The sequence below is a fragment of the Flagellimonas rhodophyticola genome (assembly GCF_049332665.1).
Taxonomy (GTDB): Bacteria; Bacteroidota; Bacteroidia; order Flavobacteriales; family Flavobacteriaceae; genus Flagellimonas.
On sequence record NZ_CP186326.1, the window covers coordinates 588,237 to 608,798 of the forward strand.

General features: G+C 39.5%; 15 protein-coding genes. 7 read left to right on the forward strand and 8 right to left on the reverse strand.

Translation table 11 applies throughout. From position 1 onward, the window contains the following. Nucleotides 1-2: 2 nt before the first annotated feature. Nucleotides 3-2,165 (reverse strand): PQQ-binding-like beta-propeller repeat protein, encoded by a 2,163-nt coding sequence (locus tag ACOKFG_RS02690; protein WP_298792650.1) that lies wholly within the window; start codon nucleotides 2,163-2,165, stop codon nucleotides 3-5. 158 nt (nucleotides 2,166-2,323) lie between these two features. Here ACOKFG_RS02690 and ACOKFG_RS02695 point away from each other — a divergent pair, with 158 nt between their 5' ends. Beyond that, entirely contained in the window at nucleotides 2,324-3,778 is a 1,455-nt protein-coding gene (locus tag ACOKFG_RS02695) for a hypothetical protein (RefSeq protein ID WP_298792652.1), read from the forward strand. Between the two features lie 3 nt (nucleotides 3,779-3,781). Here ACOKFG_RS02695 and radA read toward each other — a convergent pair whose 3' ends face one another. From radA to panC, 5 genes are read right to left on the reverse strand one after another with little or no spacing between them, the layout of a single operon-like run. Further along, on the reverse strand, nucleotides 3,782-5,143 hold the full coding sequence (radA, locus tag ACOKFG_RS02700) for a DNA repair protein RadA (RefSeq protein ID WP_298792653.1): 1,362 nt from the start codon (nucleotides 5,141-5,143) through the stop codon (nucleotides 3,782-3,784). A 43-nt stretch (nucleotides 5,144-5,186) separates the two neighbouring features. Further along, nucleotides 5,187-6,329, reverse strand: a complete 1,143-nt coding sequence (locus ACOKFG_RS02705) for an alpha/beta hydrolase-fold protein (RefSeq protein ID WP_299170908.1) — start codon at nucleotides 6,327-6,329, stop codon at nucleotides 5,187-5,189. Between the two features lie 27 nt (nucleotides 6,330-6,356). Next, nucleotides 6,357-7,322 (reverse strand): lysylphosphatidylglycerol synthase transmembrane domain-containing protein, encoded by a 966-nt coding sequence (locus tag ACOKFG_RS02710; RefSeq protein ID WP_299170910.1) that lies wholly within the window; start codon nucleotides 7,320-7,322, stop codon nucleotides 6,357-6,359. A gap of 2 nt (nucleotides 7,323-7,324) precedes the next feature. Continuing rightward, nucleotides 7,325-7,675, reverse strand: coding sequence for an aspartate 1-decarboxylase (panD, locus tag ACOKFG_RS02715; RefSeq protein WP_298792658.1), 351 nt, complete (start codon nucleotides 7,673-7,675; stop codon nucleotides 7,325-7,327). 13 nt (nucleotides 7,676-7,688) lie between these two features. Next, nucleotides 7,689-8,537 carry a pantoate--beta-alanine ligase gene (gene panC / locus ACOKFG_RS02720; RefSeq protein WP_422861810.1) on the reverse strand — a complete coding sequence of 283 codons (849 nt, stop codon included), beginning with the start codon at nucleotides 8,535-8,537 and terminating at the stop codon, nucleotides 7,689-7,691. Nucleotides 8,538-8,639: 102 nt separating this feature from the next. Between panC and ACOKFG_RS02725 the strand changes: the two genes are divergently transcribed. From ACOKFG_RS02725 to ACOKFG_RS02750, 6 genes are all read left to right on the forward strand, one after another. After that, nucleotides 8,640-9,449, forward strand: coding sequence for a glycogen/starch synthase (locus tag ACOKFG_RS02725; RefSeq protein WP_298792661.1), 810 nt, complete (start codon nucleotides 8,640-8,642; stop codon nucleotides 9,447-9,449). Nucleotides 9,450-9,454: 5 nt separating this feature from the next. Beyond that, nucleotides 9,455-11,263: a DUF4270 domain-containing protein gene (locus ACOKFG_RS02730; protein WP_298792663.1), complete on the forward strand. Its 1,809-nt coding sequence runs from the start codon at nucleotides 9,455-9,457 to the stop codon at nucleotides 11,261-11,263. 126 nt (nucleotides 11,264-11,389) lie between these two features. Beyond that, nucleotides 11,390-13,237 (forward strand): glutamine--fructose-6-phosphate transaminase (isomerizing), encoded by a 1,848-nt coding sequence (gene glmS, locus ACOKFG_RS02735; RefSeq protein ID WP_298792666.1) that lies wholly within the window; start codon nucleotides 11,390-11,392, stop codon nucleotides 13,235-13,237. Nucleotides 13,238-13,443: 206 nt separating this feature from the next. Then, entirely contained in the window at nucleotides 13,444-16,203 is a 2,760-nt protein-coding gene (locus ACOKFG_RS02740; protein ID WP_298792668.1) for a TonB-dependent receptor domain-containing protein, read from the forward strand. Nucleotides 16,204-16,366: 163 nt separating this feature from the next. Continuing rightward, nucleotides 16,367-17,875, forward strand: a complete 1,509-nt coding sequence (gene atpD, locus ACOKFG_RS02745; RefSeq protein ID WP_422861811.1) for a F0F1 ATP synthase subunit beta — start codon at nucleotides 16,367-16,369, stop codon at nucleotides 17,873-17,875. Nucleotides 17,876-17,881: 6 nt separating this feature from the next. Next, a complete protein-coding gene (locus ACOKFG_RS02750) occupies nucleotides 17,882-18,160 on the forward strand; it encodes a FoF1 ATP synthase subunit delta/epsilon (protein ID WP_298792672.1) in 279 nt (92 codons plus the stop codon). A gap of 47 nt (nucleotides 18,161-18,207) precedes the next feature. Here the strand turns inward: ACOKFG_RS02750 and ACOKFG_RS02755 are convergent, their stop codons facing one another. Together ACOKFG_RS02755 and ACOKFG_RS02760 are read right to left on the reverse strand one after the other, a co-directional pair. Further along, nucleotides 18,208-18,738 (reverse strand): GNAT family N-acetyltransferase, encoded by a 531-nt coding sequence (locus ACOKFG_RS02755; RefSeq protein ID WP_422861812.1) that lies wholly within the window; start codon nucleotides 18,736-18,738, stop codon nucleotides 18,208-18,210. Then, nucleotides 18,739-20,535, reverse strand: coding sequence for a M61 family metallopeptidase (locus ACOKFG_RS02760; protein ID WP_422861813.1), 1,797 nt, complete (start codon nucleotides 20,533-20,535; stop codon nucleotides 18,739-18,741). Between the last annotated feature and the right edge of the window lie 27 nt (nucleotides 20,536-20,562).

Genomic DNA, 20,562 nt, shown 5'->3' on the forward strand with positions numbered 1-20,562 from the left:
GTTTACTCTAAAGCATACACCCTATATTCATCACCAGATGGAGTGCCCATTTTACCGCCCCCGCATGCAATGACCAAATATTGTTTGCCGTCAACTTCATATGTGGCTGGAGTGGCATAGCCCCCAGCCGGTAGTTTATCCTCCCATAACATTTCACCGGTTTTCATATTGAATGCACGGATTTTTTCATCTTTAGTAGCCGCTATAAACAGTAATCCCCCAGCTGTAATTACCGGACCTCCATAATTTTCGGTGCCTGAAACCTGAACTTCAGGGTCATTCAATGCATCCTCATGTCCAAGTGGAACTTTCCAAAGATATTCGCCTGTATTCAAATCAATCGCATTAAGTGTTCCCCAGGGCGGCTTTACCACAGGAAAACCACGGTCATCTTTAAACCGTCCAAATCCACCCACCGCATATGGGACTTCAATCTCGGTTTTTTCCGCGCGATGATCGGTCTCTCCCTCAATGCCCAAAAGGAAACTGGCAATTCCTGATATTTCCTTATCAGATAGGTTGGGCATCCCAGGCATAGCCCCTTTTCCATTTTTTATGATACTTGAAATGGAGTCCTTTGAAAATTTTTCCTCTAAGTTTTGAAGATTCGGAATGGCTCCTAACCCTTGGAACTCACCGCCATGACAACGCGCACAATGAATTTTTGCAGAAGTTGTTCCGAAGTTAGTCCCATCTCCGTTTTTACCGCCAACCTTCGACATCCGCACAATCCAAGCCATCTCATTTGAATTCACATACATTACTCCATTGTTTGGGTCTAGGGCAGCGCCACCCCACTCTGCTCCGCCATCTGCCCCTGGATATAAAATAACCCCTGTGGTGTCAATAGGAATGAACTGTCCGTTTGAGGTAATTTGTTCAAACTTTTGTAATACCGAAGGAGGGTCAATGTTTTGATCCTTGTCCACAAAATCATCAACAAAAGCTGCCCTTTCTGGCTCGTATAAATCCTCCTTTCTTAAGATTTGCCGCGCAAAAGGTTTCGGTTTCAAAGGTAAAGGTTGTGTTCTATGTGTTATCTCGCCTTCAAGTTTAGAGGCAGGATATTCCCTTTCTTCGATTGGGAAAAGTGATTCTCCTGTCAACCTGTTAAAAATAAAGACGTGCCCACTTTTGGTAACTTGGGCAACCGCCGGAATCTTTTTTCCACCTCTTTCCATTTCAAATAAATTTGGAGGAGCAGGTAAATCTCTATCCCACGTATCATGATGGACCATTTGAAAATGCCAAATACGTTCCCCAGTAGAAGCATCCAGAGCTAATAGCGTATTGGAAAATAAATTTTCTCCTTCACGGTCTCCACCATACCAATCAAAGGCTGCTGATCCTGTTGGAACATATGCGATCCCATTTTTTTCATCCAATGCAATCCCTGCCCAACTGTTTGAACCCCCAACTGTTTTATACACCTCTTCGGGCCAAGTATCATATCCGAATTCACCTGGTTGGGGAATGGTGTGGAAAATCCATTCTATTGCCCCAGTAACTACATTATAAGCTCTAATATGTCCGGGTGAAGAGCCAGGTCCTTCGCCAACACGGGTCCCCATAATGAGTAGATTCTTATAAATAGCCCCCGGGGTATTGGCCATGACCGATAGCTTTGCGGGGGCTCTCCCCAAACCATCTCTTAGGTCAATACTTCCATTTTCTCCGAAGGAAGAAATTACCTGACCCGTTTCAATATTCACAGCATACATCTTCGGTCCTGAAGAAAAGAATAATCTACTTTCTTCATTGGAATCCGATTCCCAAAAACTCAGTCCCCTATTTAACCCAAGTCCTGAATTATCAGAGGCGTTAGGCTTAAATTTCCAGATTTCATTACCTGTTCTTGCATTAAGGGCAAATAGTTCAATAGCCGCATTTACGCCATATAGCACATCTCCTATAATCAAAGGGTTTGTTTGAATTTGCGTAGTTCTGTCCTCTTCAATACCTCCGCTTTTATAGGTCCAAAGGAGTTTAAGTTTCTCAATGTTTGAAGTGTCAATTTGATTCAATGTCGAATAATGAGATCTTCCTGGGTCCCCCAGATAGTGTTGCCATGTGGTGTGATATTCTTTGACAAGCGTATCTTTTTTGGTTTCGCCACAGGATGAGAGAAGAAAAATCAGAAAAACAAAAGGTGCAAAGTTTTTCATGGAGATGTTTTTTTAAATATAGTTGATAAAACGCAACCTTGGAAATAGTTAAATAGGAGCATACTTTGACTTATCGCTCATTGAAAAGACCTGTTCCCTCATTTTGATTGGAATAATTATTGTGTTGAATTTAATATTGAACCATAAAGCCGATCATTATGAGAAATTTTATTTCTACCGTTCTACTGTTATCCTCCTTTTTTACATTTTCCCAAGAGTTCAAAACATATGAAAATGGACTGATTTATTCTCCGTATGCCATGAAGCAACTTAAAACTATGGTTGGAGAAAAAAACGAAGAATTTAGAGTATGTGACCTAACCAAGGAGTTCAAATCCCTGGAGCAGACAAAAGGAAGGGTGTTCGACCTAAACAAACCCGATCTGAAAAAATTGAAAGCAGATTTGACGAATAACATCTCCCTTGATGTATTTGTTGCGAAATATGGTACTTCTGATAATGTCGAATTGTTCTTGTTGACAAAAACGTATTATTCCAATCGCGATGGGGAAAAAGCCATTGGAATACGACAACAACCCGATGGCGGAAGACTGGAAGTCTTGGAGGAATCATTCGAAAGTTCCAAAAACGGTAACTGGATATGGGATTTTTCGAATCCTAAGTACGTGGATGTAGCCTACCTGGATAAGCCTTTTTACAGTAGAGCAATACCTGAAAGGTATTCACGAATGCTCATGTATTCTGAATGCTTAATCGATACCACCAGTCAAATTTTCAATGAAGGGGCGTCCAAAAAAAGATGGTTTTTACATAAAGACAAATCAAAAACGAAACAGAATAGGTTTGTTAAGTATATACAAACAAGGTACGGAAAGAAAAAACCACTTACGTACCCTTTGGAAAATTGGACAAGGGAACAGATGATGGCTAATATTGACAGCCTTAAGCATTGGGAAAAATCAAAAAAGGAATTTATTGACAATGTACTTTCCGAGGATGCCAAATTTCATGAGTTATTGAACGAAGCTTATTCCGAGGCTCTTCATAACAAGAATTCCAGTAACGAATTTGAGCAATATGTGACCAGATTTTTATCAACTGAAAAAGCACTTAAACTTAAGAGGAACAGGGTGGTTGTAGGACAATGCAGTATGGATAACAGCCCTAGAATTCATGCCATGAACATTGCTCAGCTTGCTGGAGAATCCTTGAATTGGGATATTTTTCTTCGGGCACACCTGAATGTATTGAACGATAAAGTAAGTAGGGTCTCAGATGGTAGTTGGGCATGGGAGGGCCGGCAAACCTATATAAAGGAACTCGAAGAATTGGATATCAATATTCCTGAATTGATTTTCGGAACTGCTTTTCGAAGTAAAAACGTAGCTGAAAACCACTATTTTGGAAGTATTGGCAGAATGGGAAGAGCGATAGCCGAAAGCAAGGATTTGGTAATTTTTGAAGATGAACTCCCCTTGATGATTTCCGATGAAAACTTGGATGACTATAACAGGTTACTTATGTTCTATTTGCTTGATAACTTGTACTATCAAAAAGATGCTACAAAAGACAAACTGGCCTATAAGAATAACCGTGAAAAAACACTTTCTTTTTTACCAAAACATCTTCAAAGTGGTATAATGGAAGATTAGGGTTTAAATAAAAAGCTTGCTAACCACATCCTCAATTTTCGACACCAAGTGCACTTGGATTGAGGTGTTTTTTAAACCAATCTTATTGTTTTTAGAAACATAGATGTCAGTGAATCCCAATTTTTCAGCCTCAAGAATTCGCTGGTCCACTCGTTGAACAGGCCTCACTTCTCCGGCCAATCCTATTTCTGCAGCAAAGCAGACTCCTTTTTCAATCGGGATATCTGCATTGCTAGAAAGAATTGCGGCCACAACGGCTAAATCTGTTGCAGGGTCATCCACCGAAATACCTCCGGTAATATTTAAAAAAACATCTTTAGCTCCCAACTTAAATCCAGCCCTCTTTTCCAAAACAGCCAAAAGCATGTTCAACCGTTTTGCATTGAATCCGGTTGCTGAACGCTGGGGAGTACCATAAACCGCTGTACTTACCAAGGCTTGAATTTCAATAAGTAATGGGCGCATTCCTTCAACGGTTGCGGCAATTGCGGTTCCACTTAGGTCTTCTTGATTTTTGGAAATCAACACCTCAGAAGGATTATTTACTTCACGCAATCCACTTCCTTGCATTTCGTAAATACCCAGTTCCGCGGTAGAACCGAAACGATTTTTTAAAGAGCGAAGGATTCTATATACATAGTTCCTATCACCCTCAAATTGCAAAACCGTATCGACCATGTGCTCCAAAATCTTTGGTCCAGCAATTGTGCCATCTTTTGTAATATGGCCTACTAGAATTACCGGAGTATGGCTCTGTTTAGCAAATTTGATGAGTTCAGCTGTACATTCTCGAATTTGTGAAATGCTCCCGGCAGCGGATTCGATATAATCAGTATGCAAGGTTTGGATGGAATCAATCACAAGAATATCTGGATCCAACTTTGCAATTTGCTGAAAGATATTTTGTGTTTTGGTTTCGGTAAGGATATAGCAGTTTTCACTGTCGGGATGAATGCGGTCTGCCCGCATCTTAATTTGTTTCTGGCTTTCCTCTCCCGAAACATATAAAGTCTTGTAAGATAGCTTTAAGGCTATCTGCAATAGTAGTGTGCTTTTTCCTATTCCCGGTTCTCCCCCTAATAGCGTTAACGACCCTGGAACCAAACCACCTCCTAAAACTCTATTAAACTCCTGGTCTTTTGTGTCTAACCGCAGCTCTTTTTCATTGGTAATTTCAGAAACTCGAAGAGGAACAGACGCTTTTTTGGGGGCGTTGGAACTACTTTTCCAATCGCGCTTTTCTTCTTTTTGAACTACTTCTTCCACAATGGTATTCCATTGTTTGCACGAAGAACATTGCCCTATCCATTTCGGATGTTGGGAACCACAGTTTTGACAAAAAAAAGCAGTTTTGGTTTTGGCCATTCGTTTTTTAAGAAGAGCCTAAAGATATGCAATATCAAACTATCTAATATCCGAAGTCAGCTTTTAGGGCATCGATTTTTTCCAGTGCCATATCCTTGGTCAGAAAGTCGATTTCCTCCATTTGAAATGCCTTTTCGAAAGTCTTGAATGCTTTTTTGGGTTCTCCCAACTGTTCGTAATATTCTCCTTCAAAATAGAAGCCCATCATCGTGTCGGGGAACTGCTTTTTACAAACCTCAGCAAGTGGTTTTAGGGATTCAAAATCTTCTTTTTTCAGCGAGGCTGCATAGATTGCCATGATATCATTAAGTTCCACAGGTTTTCTAAAACCAAGCAAACTCTCAATCATATCGTATCGATCTTGTAGATATTTAAATACAGGTTCGTCCGAAGCAAGAATTTCCGTTTTGTATTCTTTCGGCGTAATCGGTCTAAAAATCTTAAAAACATTGTCAAATGCTTTACTTATTCCATACGCTGCAATGGAAACATGATCCGCGTCCTTATATTCATCAAAAAAGTAATGCAACGATTCTTTATCGATAGACTTAATTGCGTTATTCATCTGCAGAATTCGTTGCCTTTCTTCTGTGGGTTCTTTTTCCAACACCACATTGTAAAAAATTTGTTGATCTAAATCTGACAGCCTTGCAGGCACCCTGCTTTCCATTTCTGTGGCAAGCACCGGCGATATGGATAGGTATGAATTGAACAACGATTTGTCTTTGAACAAAAAGTAGTTTCCAAAATTGGCAGTTATGTCATATCCTATGAACATTTTAAAGGGAGCGACATTATATTGTGTTTCCAAATAAGGTATAAGCTCTGTCCCCAAAAATTCATAAAACAGAGCACCTTTTTCTGTTGGTAATCCCGAGGTCTGATCAAAGTCGCAATCTTCCCATCGCAAATCGTTCTCAGCTTGATCAACACCAACAATTATGGCTTCGGGCATTCTATGGTGCCTACTGTAAAATTTGGCATTGGCCACAACAATATCAAAAAGATATTCTGCATCTAGCACAACCAAAAGCGGATATTTTTTATCCTCAGAATAGTCTTCAGGAAAATAATAGGAAACATCCCTTCTTTCTTGAAGCTTAAAGGACTCGAAGATTTCTTTTTTCACTTGGGCTCCCAGATTGAAGCACAGTAAGCCTATTAAAACAAATAGACATTTTTTCATTTTGGTAAAGTTTTATGTGGTCGGGGTCTACCGATTTCTATTCAATAACGGCAAGATGATAAAGGATATTGTCCCAAAAACAACCACCATTAAGGTCTGGGCGGTCCACATAATCCAGCCATAAGCATCACCTGATGTTTTACTAACACCGTAAACAGATAATGCTGCTGTAACCACTATCGGAAACAGTCCCAAGCCACCGTTGGTTGTGGCCATTGCAAATGCTCCAGCAACAAATGCTACCAAAAATGCGCCAAGAGGAAGTTCGGTGGTTTCGGGGACGGTGAATTTTATCACCCAAAACATAGCTATATAGCATGCCCAGATAAAGAAAGTGTGAAAGATAAAAGCTCCTCTTCGCTTCATTTTGAAAATACTGAGGACTCCATCCAAAAGGCCACTTAGAAAGGTTTTTATTTTCACTGCTAGTTTGGAGGACGACTTTTTAATGAGTCGGATGGAGATAAAAAGTCCTAAAACCCCTACTAGAAGTAATATTAGCGAGCCAGCAAGGCCAATTCCATTTTCCTCTAAAATGCCCAATATTACATCGGTTTGTACCAAAAGTGCCGCAGTTATTATTAGCAACAGCATTATTACATCGATAATTCGCTCTGTAACAATGGTGCCAAAACCTTTTTCAAACGGGACGTCTTCGTAGGTATTTAATGCAGTAGCCCGAAGAAATTCACCAGATCGCAGTACAAGGGTATTTGCAAAATAACTGGTAAGGATAATGAGTACATTGTTGACTAACTTTGGTCTGTATCCCATTGGAGCCAAAAGGTAATTCCAACGTATAGCTCTCGAAATGTGACTTAGTACGCCAATAAATATGGATAAAAATACCCAAAGAGGGTTTGCATTTTTAATTGCTTCGAGAATTCTAGCCCTTTCTTCGGGTGTAGTTGAAGTGTAGGAATAAAAAACAAGTCCCAAACCAATAAGGATTGGGATTAGAATTTTAAGTGTCTTTTTTAGAGAACTGCTCAAAACTAGTTTAGAAGATTGGTTTCCTCATTTGGGAATACCAATGCCGGATTGAATGATTTGGCTTCTTCAATATCCATCAATGCATAGGTAATAAGAATAAGAACATCGCCTACCGCGACTTTGCGCGCAGCTGCTCCATTTAGGGTGAGTTCGCCTGAACCTCTTGGTCCAGGAATAGCGTAAGTTTCCAAACGCTCTCCGTTGTTGTTGTTCACAATCTGTACTTTTTCACCTCGGATTATATTTGCCGCATCCATTAAATCTTCATCAATGGTAATACTACCAATATAATTGAGGTCGGCCCCTGTGACCTTTACTCGGTGAACTTTAGATTTTACAACTTCTACTTGCATGGTGCAAAATTAGTTAATTCAGTCTTAGATTGTCTATAAGCCTTACGCCTTCGGCATAAACGGCAATAAACGCTCTATATTTTTTGTTCTTGTCTTTTCTTGAGATTGGAGATAAGGTTTTTTCATCTGAAATCATAAAATACTCCAACTCAAATGTTTCTTTTTCAGTGAATTGGGCAATAGCCCAATCCGTTATATCATTAGCACTTTCCGTGCCAAATTTGATTTTGGCAGTCTGAAGGATTTTGTAAATAAACCCTGCCTCTTTTCTTGTCATTTCAGACAACCGTTCGTTACGCGAACTCATGGCCAATCCATGGGGCTCACGTTCTATAGGACATGGCACAATTTCATAAGGTAAATCCTTTAGTTGAACCATTTTTCTAACGATTTGAAGTTGTTGAAAATCTTTCTCCCCAAAATACACCCTGTCCGGTGATACGGCTCCCAATAAAAGCCCTACAATTGTGCCTACACCATCAAAATGTCCTTCTCGATATTTTCCTTCCATCACTTTATCCAATCCGTCAAATTCATAGGATTCGGATTTAACCGTGCCATCATAAATTTCATCCGCAGATGGATTAAATACTAGAATGCTTTTTGAAACACTATTTAAACGTTTGACGTCGTCATCAAGATTCCTTGGATATTTTTCGAGATCATCCTTTTTATCAAACTGTGTGGGATTCACAAAAATGCTCACAACCACAACCTCATTTTGTTCAAGTGCCAACTTTACCAGTGAAAGATGCCCTTGATGCAAAGCTCCCATAGTGGGGACCAACCCTACACTCTGATTTTTATCTTTTTGGGTAGAGAGGAATGAAATTAAATCCTTTTTTTGATGAAATACTTGCATACTGCGATTCAAAAGCGTGCAAAAATACTATAAATACTGCTAATCGGCATAATTTTTGTACTTTTGCAGCTACGTTTTTCAGATAAGCAAAAGAAAGTGTTTATGAATGGTAAAAAGATATTGTTTGTATCTTCTGAATTAGTGCCCTATCTCCCAGAGAACCCAGTTTCCTTAATGTCATACGAAGCACCTAGAATGGTCAACAGCAACGGTGGCCAGATTCGCATTTTTATGCCAAGATATGGAAACATCAATGAAAGAAGACATCAATTGCATGAGGTAATTCGATTGTCGGGGATGAACTTGGTGATCAATGATATGGATATGCCACTTATTATTAAAGTAGCTTCTATTCCTAGGGAACGCATTCAGGTTTATTTTATTGATAACGAAGAATATTTTAAGCGGAAGGCCACATTTGAGGATGCCGACGGGAATTTGTTTCCAGACAATGATGAGCGAGCTATCTTCTTTGCAAAAGGAGTAGTTGAAACTGTAAAAAAGCTGAACTGGTCCCCTGATATTATCCATGTGCATGGCTGGATGGCATCATTGCTTCCCCTTTACCTGCGCAAATATTATGCTGATGAACCTTTGTTTGTGGATAGTAAAATTGTAACATCTATCTATGATAGAGGATACGATGGAGAGCTTGATGGAGGTATGATTGATAAAATTGCTTTTGATGGCATTGACAAGGAAAGTATTTCTTCCCTTTCAAGCCCTGACTATAATAATTTGTTAAAAGTTGCCGCCGATTATTCCGATGCCATTATTTTAGCCTCGGAAGAGGTGTCGGAGGACTTGAAAAATCATATTGCAAATCTTTCCAAACCAGTATTGCCCTATGTCTCTCTTCAAGAGGCAGAGGAAGCATACACAAATTTCTATCAAACAGAAGTTTTAAAATAAATTGCATGAAATTTTCTAGGATTTTAAAAGTTTCGACTTTGTTTGGAGCTTTATTTCTGATCATTACTTCTTGTGAGGAAGAGTTGGGTACAATCGGGGAAGGTGTTGTAGGTGGTGAGCCTTTCACCACAGGAAAGCAGTCATTTGATGTTTTCGCATTCAACAAAGGTATAGCGACGGTACAGACCAATCAACTACCATTATATCAGTTGGGAACATTTAATGATCCCGTTTATGGTAGAAGAAATGCATCTATAGTTACACAAGTTACGTTGCCTAACAACGGGCAAGGAAATCCAACTTTTGGTGATTCTTCGCAGGAAACTGAAGATAATGCTGATAGTGATGGTTTGGAAAGCACAATTCCAGAAAATGAAACTGTAAAGACAGTTCGTCTGTATCTCCCGTTTCAGTTGCCTCCTGCATCCTTGCGGGATAGTGATGGTGATGGTGTGGAGAATATGTTTGATGACGACTCTACCGATCCAAACACCGATGAAGATGGTGATGGTGTTAGCGACAACGACGAACGTATTATTGGTTCCAACCCATTTGATCCGAATGAAGATGGAACTGGAGATGATTTTGTAGCGAATACTTTCCCCAAAAGATTCGATTTAGATAGTATTTATGGAGACCGACTACAAGAATTCAATTTAAGGGTCGCTCAAAATACATTTTTCTTAAGGGACCTGGACCCAAATACAAATTTTGAGGAAGCCCAAGAATTTTTTTCCAACCATGATTTTACCTCTTTTGAAGGAGAGGTGTTTTTTGAGGGTCCAATCACCATCAGTGATGAGGAGATACTATTTTTTAATGAGGATGATCCCGAAACAGACGATGTGGATGAATCAACCACTGTTAGTACCCGTCTTAACCCAGGGATTTGGGTTGAGTTGAATCCCGATTTTTTCCAAACAAATATTTTGGACAAAGAAGGTCAGTCAGAGCTGTTGAGCCAAGCAAATTTTAGAGACTTTTTTAGAGGGTTACGTATATCGGGGCAATCAGATATGGAAGAGCTTATGTTCTTATTTGATTTGACGCAGGCCAATATCACAATAACCTATGAGTTCCAAGATTTTAATACAGCCGATGACGTAATAGAAACGGTTGAAAGAGATTTTGTGCTTAATTTTCTGGTAAACGTCAATGGTAATATTCAGGGCAATGCGGTAAACTCCTTTGTTAATGATTCTTTTCCTCCTGAAATAATCAGTGCTTTGGACAATGGAGAAAATGCCTCGAGAATATATATGAAAGGAGCTGGGACTATTGCAGAGATACGATTGTTTGAAGATGTTGAGAATGGAGGTGCAGATATTATTAATCAAATACGTTCCAATAACTGGATAATTAACGAAGCCAATTTGGTGTTTTATGTGGACTCCGAAGCAGGTGTTGTTGAAGAGCCCCCGCGTCTCTATTTGTATAATGGTGAGACAAATCAGGTTATATTTAATCCGGCCACTGAGAATAGTGTAACTAATGAGCCTTTAGGATTGTTCCTTGATTATGATGGTATCTTGGAAGAAGAAAATAATCAAAGTAAGTATACTGTTCGTATAACTGATCATATCAATAATATAATTGTTAGAGACTCAACGAATGCCAAGTTGGCGCTTGCCTTAACCTCAAATATTGGTGATGGAACGGTATCTGAAGCTGTCGGAACAGGGGAACCAGTTCTAGATGTTCCTATTCTGTCAAATATAAACCCTTTAGGGACAGTGCTTTTTGGGAGCAATGTTGCTCTGGCTGACGAGGATAAAAAGCTAAAGCTGGAGATTTTCTTTACCCAGGCTAACTAACCATACACTATTTACTACCATTTACAGAATTTTTCTGCATTAGAACCCTTGAGATACTAATTATCTCAATTGTCGTGCTAAATTTGCAGATAACTCAAACTATTACAACTACTTAAAATTATTCTTATGTGTGGAATTGTTGGATATATAGGCCATAGAGATGCATATCCCGTTATTATAAAAGGGCTACAACGTCTAGAGTACCGTGGCTATGACAGTGCTGGTATAGTATTGTTCGATGGAAATGAAACCCATCTTTCCAAAACCAAAGGCAAGGTTGAAGACCTAAAGAAAAAATCGGAGGCCACTATAGATACCAACGGAAAGCTAGGGCTTGGACACACGCGTTGGGCGACTCATGGTGTTCCAAACGACACAAACTCCCATCCACATTATTCCAATTCCGGAGATCTTGTTATCATTCACAACGGTATCATTGAGAACTACGAGTCCATTAAAAAAGCTCTTATAGAACGTGGATATACCTTTGAATCAGATACAGACACTGAAGTACTGGTTAATCTTATCGAAGAAGTAAAGAAAAAAGAAGATGTCAAATTAGGTAAAGCGGTACAAATTGCATTGAACCAGGTTGTAGGAGCATACGCCATTGCCGTTTTTGACAAGAACAAGCCAGATGAAATCGTAGTTGCAAAATTGGGAAGCCCATTGGCAATAGGAATTGGAGAAAATGAATACTTCATCGCTTCAGATGCTTCACCATTCATAGAATTTACGAATAATGCCGTGTATTTGGAAGATGAGGAAATGGCAATTGTCCGTATCGGAAAAGAAATCAAATTGCGCAAGATAAAGGACGATGCGATTGCTTATCCTAACATCCTCGAACTTCAGTTAAACCTTGAAGAAATCGAAAAAGGAGGTTACGATCATTTCATGCTCAAGGAAATCTATGAACAGCCAAGAGCAATTTTAGATACCTATAGAGGAAGATTGTTGGCTGATCAAGGCATCATCAAGATGGCTGGAATTGACCAAAATTTGGAAAAATTCCTGAACGCTAATAGAATTATAATAGTTGCCTGTGGAACCTCCTGGCATGCCGGTCTTGTGGCTGAGTATATTTTTGAAGACTTGGCAAGAATTCCTGTTGAAGTAGAGTACGCTTCTGAATTCCGATATCGAAACCCTGTTATTAACGAGAACGATGTCCTAATTGCAATTTCCCAGTCTGGAGAAACTGCAGATACATTGGCTGCTATTAAACTGGCAAAAGAAAAAGGTGCATTCGTTTTTGGTGTTTGCAATGTAGTAGGTTCTTCCATTGCACGGGAAACCCAAGCTGGGGCTTATACCCATGCTGGACCGGAAATAGGTGTTGCTTCAACCAAAGCATTTACCACACAGATTACGGTGCTTACCCTAATAGCATTGAAATTGGCACATGAAAAAGGTGTTTTTTCTGAATCAAAATATCATGAATATCTAGCAGAATTGGAAAGTGTTCCCGCCAAAGTGGAAAAAATGCTGGAATCCAATAATGTTGTTGAAGACATTGCGAAGATATATAAAGACTCAACCAACTGCCTTTATTTAGGTCGTGGTTATAATTTCCCTGTTGCATTGGAGGGAGCGCTGAAGTTAAAGGAAATCAGTTACATACATGCAGAGGGATATCCCGCCGCAGAAATGAAGCACGGACCCATTGCATTGATCGATGAGCAAATGCCAGTCATTGTAATTGCTACCAAAAAAGGACATTATGAAAAGGTAGTGAGCAACATCCAAGAAATAAAATCCAGAAGTGGTAAGATTATTGCCATAGTTACCGAAGGAGATGTATCCGTAAAGGAACTGGCAGATCACGTAATCGAGGTGCCCGAGACTTCTGAAAGTCTATCACCACTATTGACAACGATCCCATTACAATTGCTTTCCTATCATATCGCTGTGATGAGGGGCTGTAATGTGGACCAACCTCGTAACCTAGCTAAATCGGTTACCGTAGAGTGACTTGGTTTAATCAATATAATTAAGAAAAGGCGTCGAAATCGACGCCTTTTTTGTTAAAACCACAGATAAACCACGTTTTTTTTAGCAAAAAATTACTATGCATGCATAATTTTTTTCAATTTTCTGGTAACCAAATGAAAAAAAATGTATCTTCCGACCTCCAATACTTAGCAGATCTTTAACTAATTAACTCTAATATATAACTGATGAGAAGATTAATGATTATTTCCCTCATGCTGTTTGGTGTTATCGCTTATGCACAAACCACAGTACAGGGAAAAGTAGTTGATGAAAATAACGAACCAATACCAGGAGCAAATGTTGTCTTGGTAGGAAAGGCAGAAGGAACCACTACAGATTTCGATGGAAATTTCACCTTCAACACTTCTGAACAACCCCCCTTTCAACTACGATTTACCGCAATTGGATTTTCTGATTTCCTTGCTAGTGTAACATCGAATAATCAAACGCTTTCCATAACCCTTTCTGAAGCATCCACCCTTTTGGATGAAATTGTAATTTCTGCTTCCAGAACACCAGAACGTATTTTTGAATCTCCCGTTTCCGTGGAGAGATTTGGATTAAAGGAAATAAAAAATACAACTGCTGAGTCTTTCTATGGAGGGTTACAGAATCTAAAGGGAGTTGACATCAACACGAACAGTTTAACTTTCCAATCAATAAACACTAGAGGTTTTGCCACTTTCGCAAACAATAGGTTTTTGCAATTGGTTGATGGAATGGACAACTCCGCGCCAGGTCTAAACTTCGTTTTAGGAAACTTGGTAGGTATGTCAGAGCTTGAAGTACAGAGTGTGGAAATTCTGCCAGGAGCATCATCGGCTCTGTATGGAGCTGGAGCTTTTAACGGTATTCTTTTCATGAACAGTAAAAGCCCATTTGATTTCCAAGGAATAAGTGCTTATGGAAAAACAGGAATTACTTCTCAAGATGCGGCAGGAGACAACAATTACTATGATTTTGGAATTCGTGTAGCCCACGCTTTCAGTGATAAACTGGCTTTGAAAGCGAACCTTTCCTTTTTAAAAGGAGAAGATTGGCATGCCGTAAACACCCTCGATCTAAACAATCCAGGTGCCGATAGAACAGATCCAAACTATAATGGTTTAAATATATATGGTGATGAAGTTACAACCTTATTGAACTTTGATGCTGCTGCAGGACTGCCTACTGGAACCGTAGGTACAGCTAATGTTTCTAGAACAGGTTATGCTGAAAATCAATTACTTGATTATGATGCTGAAAGTGTTAAAACAGATTTTTCAATTTTCTACAGACCTTTTGCAGATGACTTTGAAATCATATATAATGGAAGAGTTGGACGTGGAAATACAATTTATCAAGGTGCAAACAGATATTCTGTAAAGAATTTCATTCTTCAACAGCACAAAATTGAATTTAGAAATAAAAACTTTTTCCTTAGAGGATATATAACTACGGAGAACGCCGGTGACTCATACGATACTCGTTTTACAGCAATTAATGTGAACAGAGCTTGGAAAGGAGACACGCAATGGTTTACCGAATATGCTCAAACCTACATACCAACTTTCTTAGGTGGAGTTCAACAAGGAGGATTGACCAGGGAGCAGGCATCTGTAGCAGCCCATGCAGCAGCTAGACAAGCTGCCGATACCGGAAGGCTTGTGCCTGGAACTGCTGCATTCCAAAGTGCATTTAATAGAGTAACCAGTGATGGTGATCTAACAACGGGTGCCAAGTTTATTGACAACACCAAGTTTCGACATATTAATGGTAATTATAATTTGGCACACCTCATTGATGATTGGGCAGATTTACAAATAGGGGGGTCATATAGACAGTACGAATTGAATTCAGGGGGAACTATTTTCACAGATTTCGATGGTCCAATCGAGTATGATGAATACGGAGCTTATGTTCAACTTCAAAAAAAGCTATTGGATGATCGATTGAAGTTTACAGGTTCAGCTCGTTATGATAAAAATGAGTTTTTTGACGGATTTGTTTCTCCAAGAATTTCGTTTGGATACACGGCGGGGGAAAACAGAAATCACAATATTAGGATATCAGCTCAGCAAGGTTTTAGAAATCCAACTACCCAAGATTTGTTTATTGGGTTGAATGCGGGCTCGGCTATTTTAGTCGGATCAGCACCAGCAAACCTAGATAGAGATGTCAGAACTTTTAATGTTAGCCAGAGCGGCCAAGGAGTAATAGGCCAATCTACTGTAGATATAGTAGGCAGAGCTGCTTATGAAAATGCATACTCCCTTAGTTCTGTGCTTAATGGAGCTCCAGAGGCTGTCAATACATCAATAATCAAACCTGAAGAAATCACTGCCTTGGAAGCAGGTTATAGAGGTCAAATAGGAAAATTTACAATAGATTTGAGTGGGTATTACAATAGCTACAAAGATTTCATAGCCAATGTAACCGTATTAGTGCCATTTTACGGTACAGCTGGTGATGGAGGACTTTCGTTACTTGCGCTTCAAAATGGAGATAGGCAACCCTATCAAACATACACCAATTCAACTACCGATATAAATTCTTATGGAGGTACTATCGGCGTTGACACTAAACTTGGTGATTTCGATTTAGGTGTCAATTATACCTATGCGGAATTGGATTTTGATGAAGCAAGATTTCCAGACTTTCGAACAAATTTCAATACGCCAAAACATAAAGTAAAAGCATCATTCGGAAACACCGAGCTTTTCAAAAACTTTGGTTTCAATGTAAACTACAGATGGAGCGATAGCTATTTCTGGGAAGCGTCATTCGCTGACGGAGATGTGCCAGCTTACACAGTACTTGATGCTCAGATCAACTACTCAGTGCCTAGTATTAAGTCAATTTTTAAAGCAGGAGGGTCAAACCTTTTGGGAGATGAATACTTCACCGCCGTAGGTACTGGTAACATTGGTTCCATCTACTATGTTTCTTGGACGATTAATCCTTAAGATCAAAGCAAATAGAATTAAAAAAGGCATCGAAAAATTCGATGCCTTTTTGTTTCTAAAAAAACAAATTTTAAGTTTCTTATTACAACAGGAATAGTATATCTTTGCAGCCGGAAAAAAAGCAGTTTTTTCCTAACGTATTCAATTAAAAATAAACACAGTAATGTCTAAAGTTACAGGTAAAGTTGCCCAGATAATTGGCCCGGTCATTGACGTTGAATTTGAATCGGGAGTTGAAATCCCTAAAATTTATGATTCCCTTGAAATCAATAAAGCTGATGGCAGTAAGTTAGTTTTAGAGGTTCAATCTCATATTGGTGAAAACACGGTAAGAACAATTTCTATGGATTCTACCGATGGTTTGAGCAGAGGAGTTAAGGCCCATGCTACTGGAAATGCAATTCAAATGCCAATTGGAGAGGATGTTTACGGACGACTTTTCAATGTAATTGGAGACGCTATTGATGGTATGGAAAACCTTCCAAAAACTGGTGACAACGGATTGCCAATCCACAGAGAAGCTCCAAAATTTGAGGATCTTTCAACTTCTACAGAAGTATTATTTACCGGAATCAAGGTTATCGATTTGATTGAGCCTTACGCTAAAGGTGGTAAAATTGGGTTATTTGGTGGTGCTGGTGTTGGTAAAACCGTATTGATTCAGGAATTGATTAACAACATTGCAAAAGGACACGGTGGTCTTTCCGTATTCGCAGGTGTTGGAGAAAGAACACGTGAAGGAAATGACTTGCTTCGTGAAATGTTGGAATCCGGTATTATCAAATACGGAGACGATTTCTTGCATTCTATGGAAGAAGGCGGATGGGATTTATCCAAAGTAGATAAAAAAGCTATGAAAGAGTCCAAAGCGACTTTCGTTTTCGGACAGATGAACGAACCTCCTGGTGCTCGTGCTAGGGTGGCCCTTTCTGGATTGACAATTGCTGAATATTTCCGTGATGGTGCTGGAGATGGACAGGGAAAAGACGTTCTTTTCTTCGTAGATAACATCTTCCGTTTTACACAAGCTGGTTCAGAGGTTTCGGCACTTTTGGGTCGTATGCCTTCAGCGGTAGGTTACCAGCCTACTTTGGCAACAGAGATGGGTGCCATGCAGGAAAGAATTACATCAACAAAAAGAGGCTCCATTACATCTGTACAGGCGGTTTACGTTCCTGCGGATGACTTGACGGACCCTGCTCCTGCAACTACGTTTGCCCACTTGGATGCAACTACCGTACTTTCACGTAAAATTGCCGAGCTGGGTATTTATCCTGCTGTGGATCCATTGGATTCTACTTCAAGAATTTTAACTGCCGAAATTTTAGGAAATGATCATTATGCATGTGCACAACGGGTAAAAGAGTTGTTGCAACGCTATAAGGAACTTCAAGATATTATTGCTATCCTTGGTATGGAAGAACTTTCCGAAGAGGATAAATTAGCAGTAGGTAGAGCAAGAAGGGTACAACGTTTCTTGTCGCAACCGTTCCATGTTGCTGAGCAGTTTACAGGTATCCCTGGTGTATTGGTTGATATCAAAGACACCATCAAAGGATTTAACATGATTATGGATGGTGAACTTGATCACTTGCCGGAATCTGCATTCAACCTTAAAGGTAGCATCCAAGATGCTATTGAAGCAGGAGAGAAAATGTTAGCTGAAGCATAAGAGCATATGTATTTAGAAATTGTATCACCAGAAGCCACTTTGTTTGCCGGAGAAGTAACCTCGGTTACCGTTCCTGGTATCAATGGCGAATTTCAAATGTTGCAAAACCACGCACCCATAGTTTCCTTATTACAAAAAGGAGATGTTAAAGTGCAAGGCGATATCACTATCGAGGAAGATTTTCAAAGTAAGTTTTCCACAGGCGCTAATGGAGAAACCGTTTTATCCATTTCCAGCGGCACCATTGAAATGAAGGATAACAAAGTTATTGTATTGGCAGATTAAGCCATTTCGAGAAAATAGAATAAAAGCCACTCAATTGAGTGGCTTTTTTATTTTAAAATTATAAGCGACCATACTTTTCCATCAGCCTTATATCTTTTGATTTCAGAAAATCCAATAGCCTTATGCGCATTGACAGATCTTTGATTCTTGGCATCCACCTCGGTAATAATAGTATCAAAACCTTCAGGTAATTTTTCTTTCATGGTTTCGTAGAGCTTCCGAAATATCCCTTGACCCCTATTGGTCTTGGCTACACAAATTTGCCCCATGACCATATAGTTCTTTTTGCCCTTTACAATTTGGTTGATTTCTTGGAACATGGGTTTAAGCACTTCAATGCTTTCGGCAAATTTAGGATGCATACAAAGCGCGTAGGCAACAACCTTTCCATTTTCAAGTGCAATGATATGCCCACATTCATCATTCATTGCCTTGAGCACTTCAAAAGAATGCTCTACCGTCAAAAAACCTTCTCTTTCCTTTTCCTTATCCGTAAGGTTTTTCGGGAGATTTTGTTGTTGCAACAAAAGTATTTGCTCAAGATGATCAATCGTCGAGGCCTGCGTATAGGTTATCATCTATTCATTTTTCAGCCATTCCTTTCTTGCTTTTAGCATGTCGTCAGAAGGTTCCTGTTCTAAGTCTTCCATAAGATTAATCGAATAATTTGGGTTAGGTTCCATGGTTAACGCAACATTCTTTTCGTTCCCAAATCGAGAGAACTTAACTTGCAGCGAATCCCCAATTGCAAACTGTTCCAGATAATCACCAAATTTTTGTCCAGCCTCAAAAGGAATATTGTTGATGTTCTTGATTGCATCTCCTTTGGTCAATCCAGATGTGTATGCTGGACTCCCTTTCTTTGGGTTTCTAGTGATTGTTCCTTTCATAGTTTCGTCATTAGTTGATACTGAAGCTCCAAAATAAGGCTTGTCTTTCTTTTGTTGCAGCTCCACTCCCACGAATTCGAAAAGCTTATTATAATTCGGCATTCCACTTTTATAGATATACTCGTTAAAAAAGTCATCCCCAAAGGACTTTCCGGCGTAGTCGTTTAGCAATTCGTGCAGGTTTTTGATACTATATGGAATTTCTTCTTTTCCCAAGCGCTGCCAAACTAACTTCATAAAATCATCAAGATTCAATTCTTTCTGTCTCAAAGACAAATCGAGTGCCAATCCTAAAACACTACCATAAGAATAATAGGAAATAAAGGTGTTCTCCCTATTTACAGGGTCAACTGAAGTTGCAGCATCCACAAAAGGAGCCTGATAACTCATCTCGATTGGATTAAAGAACTGTCTTGCCGGTGATGTCCAAACATAATTGAAAGCCCCAGTAAGCCCTTCAATATATTCCTTTGGAGAAATAAGTCCCGCTCTACAGAGAATTAAGTTGGTGTAATAGCTTGTGAAGCCTTCAGCAAACCAAAGTGCCCCGCTCATATCGGCAGCTTCAAAATCAAAAGGCTCCAGACTTTTGGGCCGAATACGTTCTACATTCCAAGCATGAAAAAACTCATGGGACACTGTTCCCAAATTGCGCCTCATACCTCCGTTTGCCAAACTTCGAGTGCTGGTTAAGATTGTCGAGTTTCGATGCTCCATCCCATCACCTGATGCATTTGGAATATAACATGCCAAAAAAGTATAAGTGCCAAAATCAAAGTTGGGAAGTTCGCCAAACACTTCTTTTTCAGCTAAAACAATTTTTGCTACTCGTTCAAAGTACTCATCGGCTTCAGCTTCAGTTCCATTATGGTGCAGCGCCAACTGAATGGTTTGTCCACCCACGTCAAAAGATTTTAAAGTAAAATCGCTGATTTCCGTTGGGCTATCCATAAAATAATACAGGTTTGGCGCAGTATATGTTGTGCCGGAAACCAAAGGCATTTGGGTAGCGACTCTCCAGTTCAAATCTTCCCGAACATCAAAATCCACTTCAATTTTACGCTCCCCCAATGCCGCGATATACATAAATGTTGCCGGAATATTAAGATGCGCATGTGTTTCATCAATTTGTGAGTATGTGCCATCTCCTCGATTTGCAAATAGGATGTAACTTATTTTCACAGTTCCATCGTGCCCCACAACTTTCCATTCATAAGGGTTTGGTCTAAATACTTCCAACGGATTTCCTTTGCCGTCCGTAGCTTTGAATCCATATACATTTTTAGCAAACTCATGCAAGGCATACCTCCCTGGTGATGTTCTGCTCATTCGCAATGAAATTGTATCCATATCCAAATCTGGAAAGGTTGCCTTAATCACCGCTTCATGGTGCACAGCGTTCTCAAATGAAATTTCATAGGTGTTCGTTTGGCCTATTGACAGACAAGAACAGAGTAGAACTAAAAAAGTAACTGGAGTTTTCATATTCCAATGGTTTATTAGTGACGAATA

Excerpts from the sequence above, each read along its gene's own strand:
- glmS (WP_298792666.1), top strand. The coding sequence starts at position 11,390 with ATGTGTGGAATTGTTGGATATATAGGCCATAGAGATGCATATCCCGTT.
- radA (WP_298792653.1), bottom strand. The coding sequence starts at position 5,143 with ATGGCCAAAACCAAAACTGCTTTTTTTTGTCAAAACTGTGGTTCCCAA.
- ACOKFG_RS02725 (WP_298792661.1), top strand. The coding sequence starts at position 8,640 with ATGAATGGTAAAAAGATATTGTTTGTATCTTCTGAATTAGTGCCCTAT.
- ACOKFG_RS02750 (WP_298792672.1), top strand. The coding sequence starts at position 17,882 with ATGTATTTAGAAATTGTATCACCAGAAGCCACTTTGTTTGCCGGAGAA.
- ACOKFG_RS02690 (WP_298792650.1), bottom strand. The coding sequence starts at position 2,165 with ATGAAAAACTTTGCACCTTTTGTTTTTCTGATTTTTCTTCTCTCATCC.
- ACOKFG_RS02740 (WP_298792668.1), top strand. The coding sequence starts at position 13,444 with ATGAGAAGATTAATGATTATTTCCCTCATGCTGTTTGGTGTTATCGCT.
- ACOKFG_RS02730 (WP_298792663.1), top strand. The coding sequence starts at position 9,455 with ATGAAATTTTCTAGGATTTTAAAAGTTTCGACTTTGTTTGGAGCTTTA.
- ACOKFG_RS02755 (WP_422861812.1), bottom strand. The coding sequence starts at position 18,738 with ATGATAACCTATACGCAGGCCTCGACGATTGATCATCTTGAGCAAATA.
- ACOKFG_RS02705 (WP_299170908.1), bottom strand. The coding sequence starts at position 6,329 with ATGAAAAAATGTCTATTTGTTTTAATAGGCTTACTGTGCTTCAATCTG.
- ACOKFG_RS02695 (WP_298792652.1), top strand. The coding sequence starts at position 2,324 with ATGAGAAATTTTATTTCTACCGTTCTACTGTTATCCTCCTTTTTTACA.
- ACOKFG_RS02760 (WP_422861813.1), bottom strand. The coding sequence starts at position 20,535 with ATGAAAACTCCAGTTACTTTTTTAGTTCTACTCTGTTCTTGTCTGTCA.
- panC (WP_422861810.1), bottom strand. The coding sequence starts at position 8,537 with ATGCAAGTATTTCATCAAAAAAAGGATTTAATTTCATTCCTCTCTACC.
- atpD (WP_422861811.1), top strand. The coding sequence starts at position 16,367 with ATGTCTAAAGTTACAGGTAAAGTTGCCCAGATAATTGGCCCGGTCATT.
- panD (WP_298792658.1), bottom strand. The coding sequence starts at position 7,675 with ATGCAAGTAGAAGTTGTAAAATCTAAAGTTCACCGAGTAAAGGTCACA.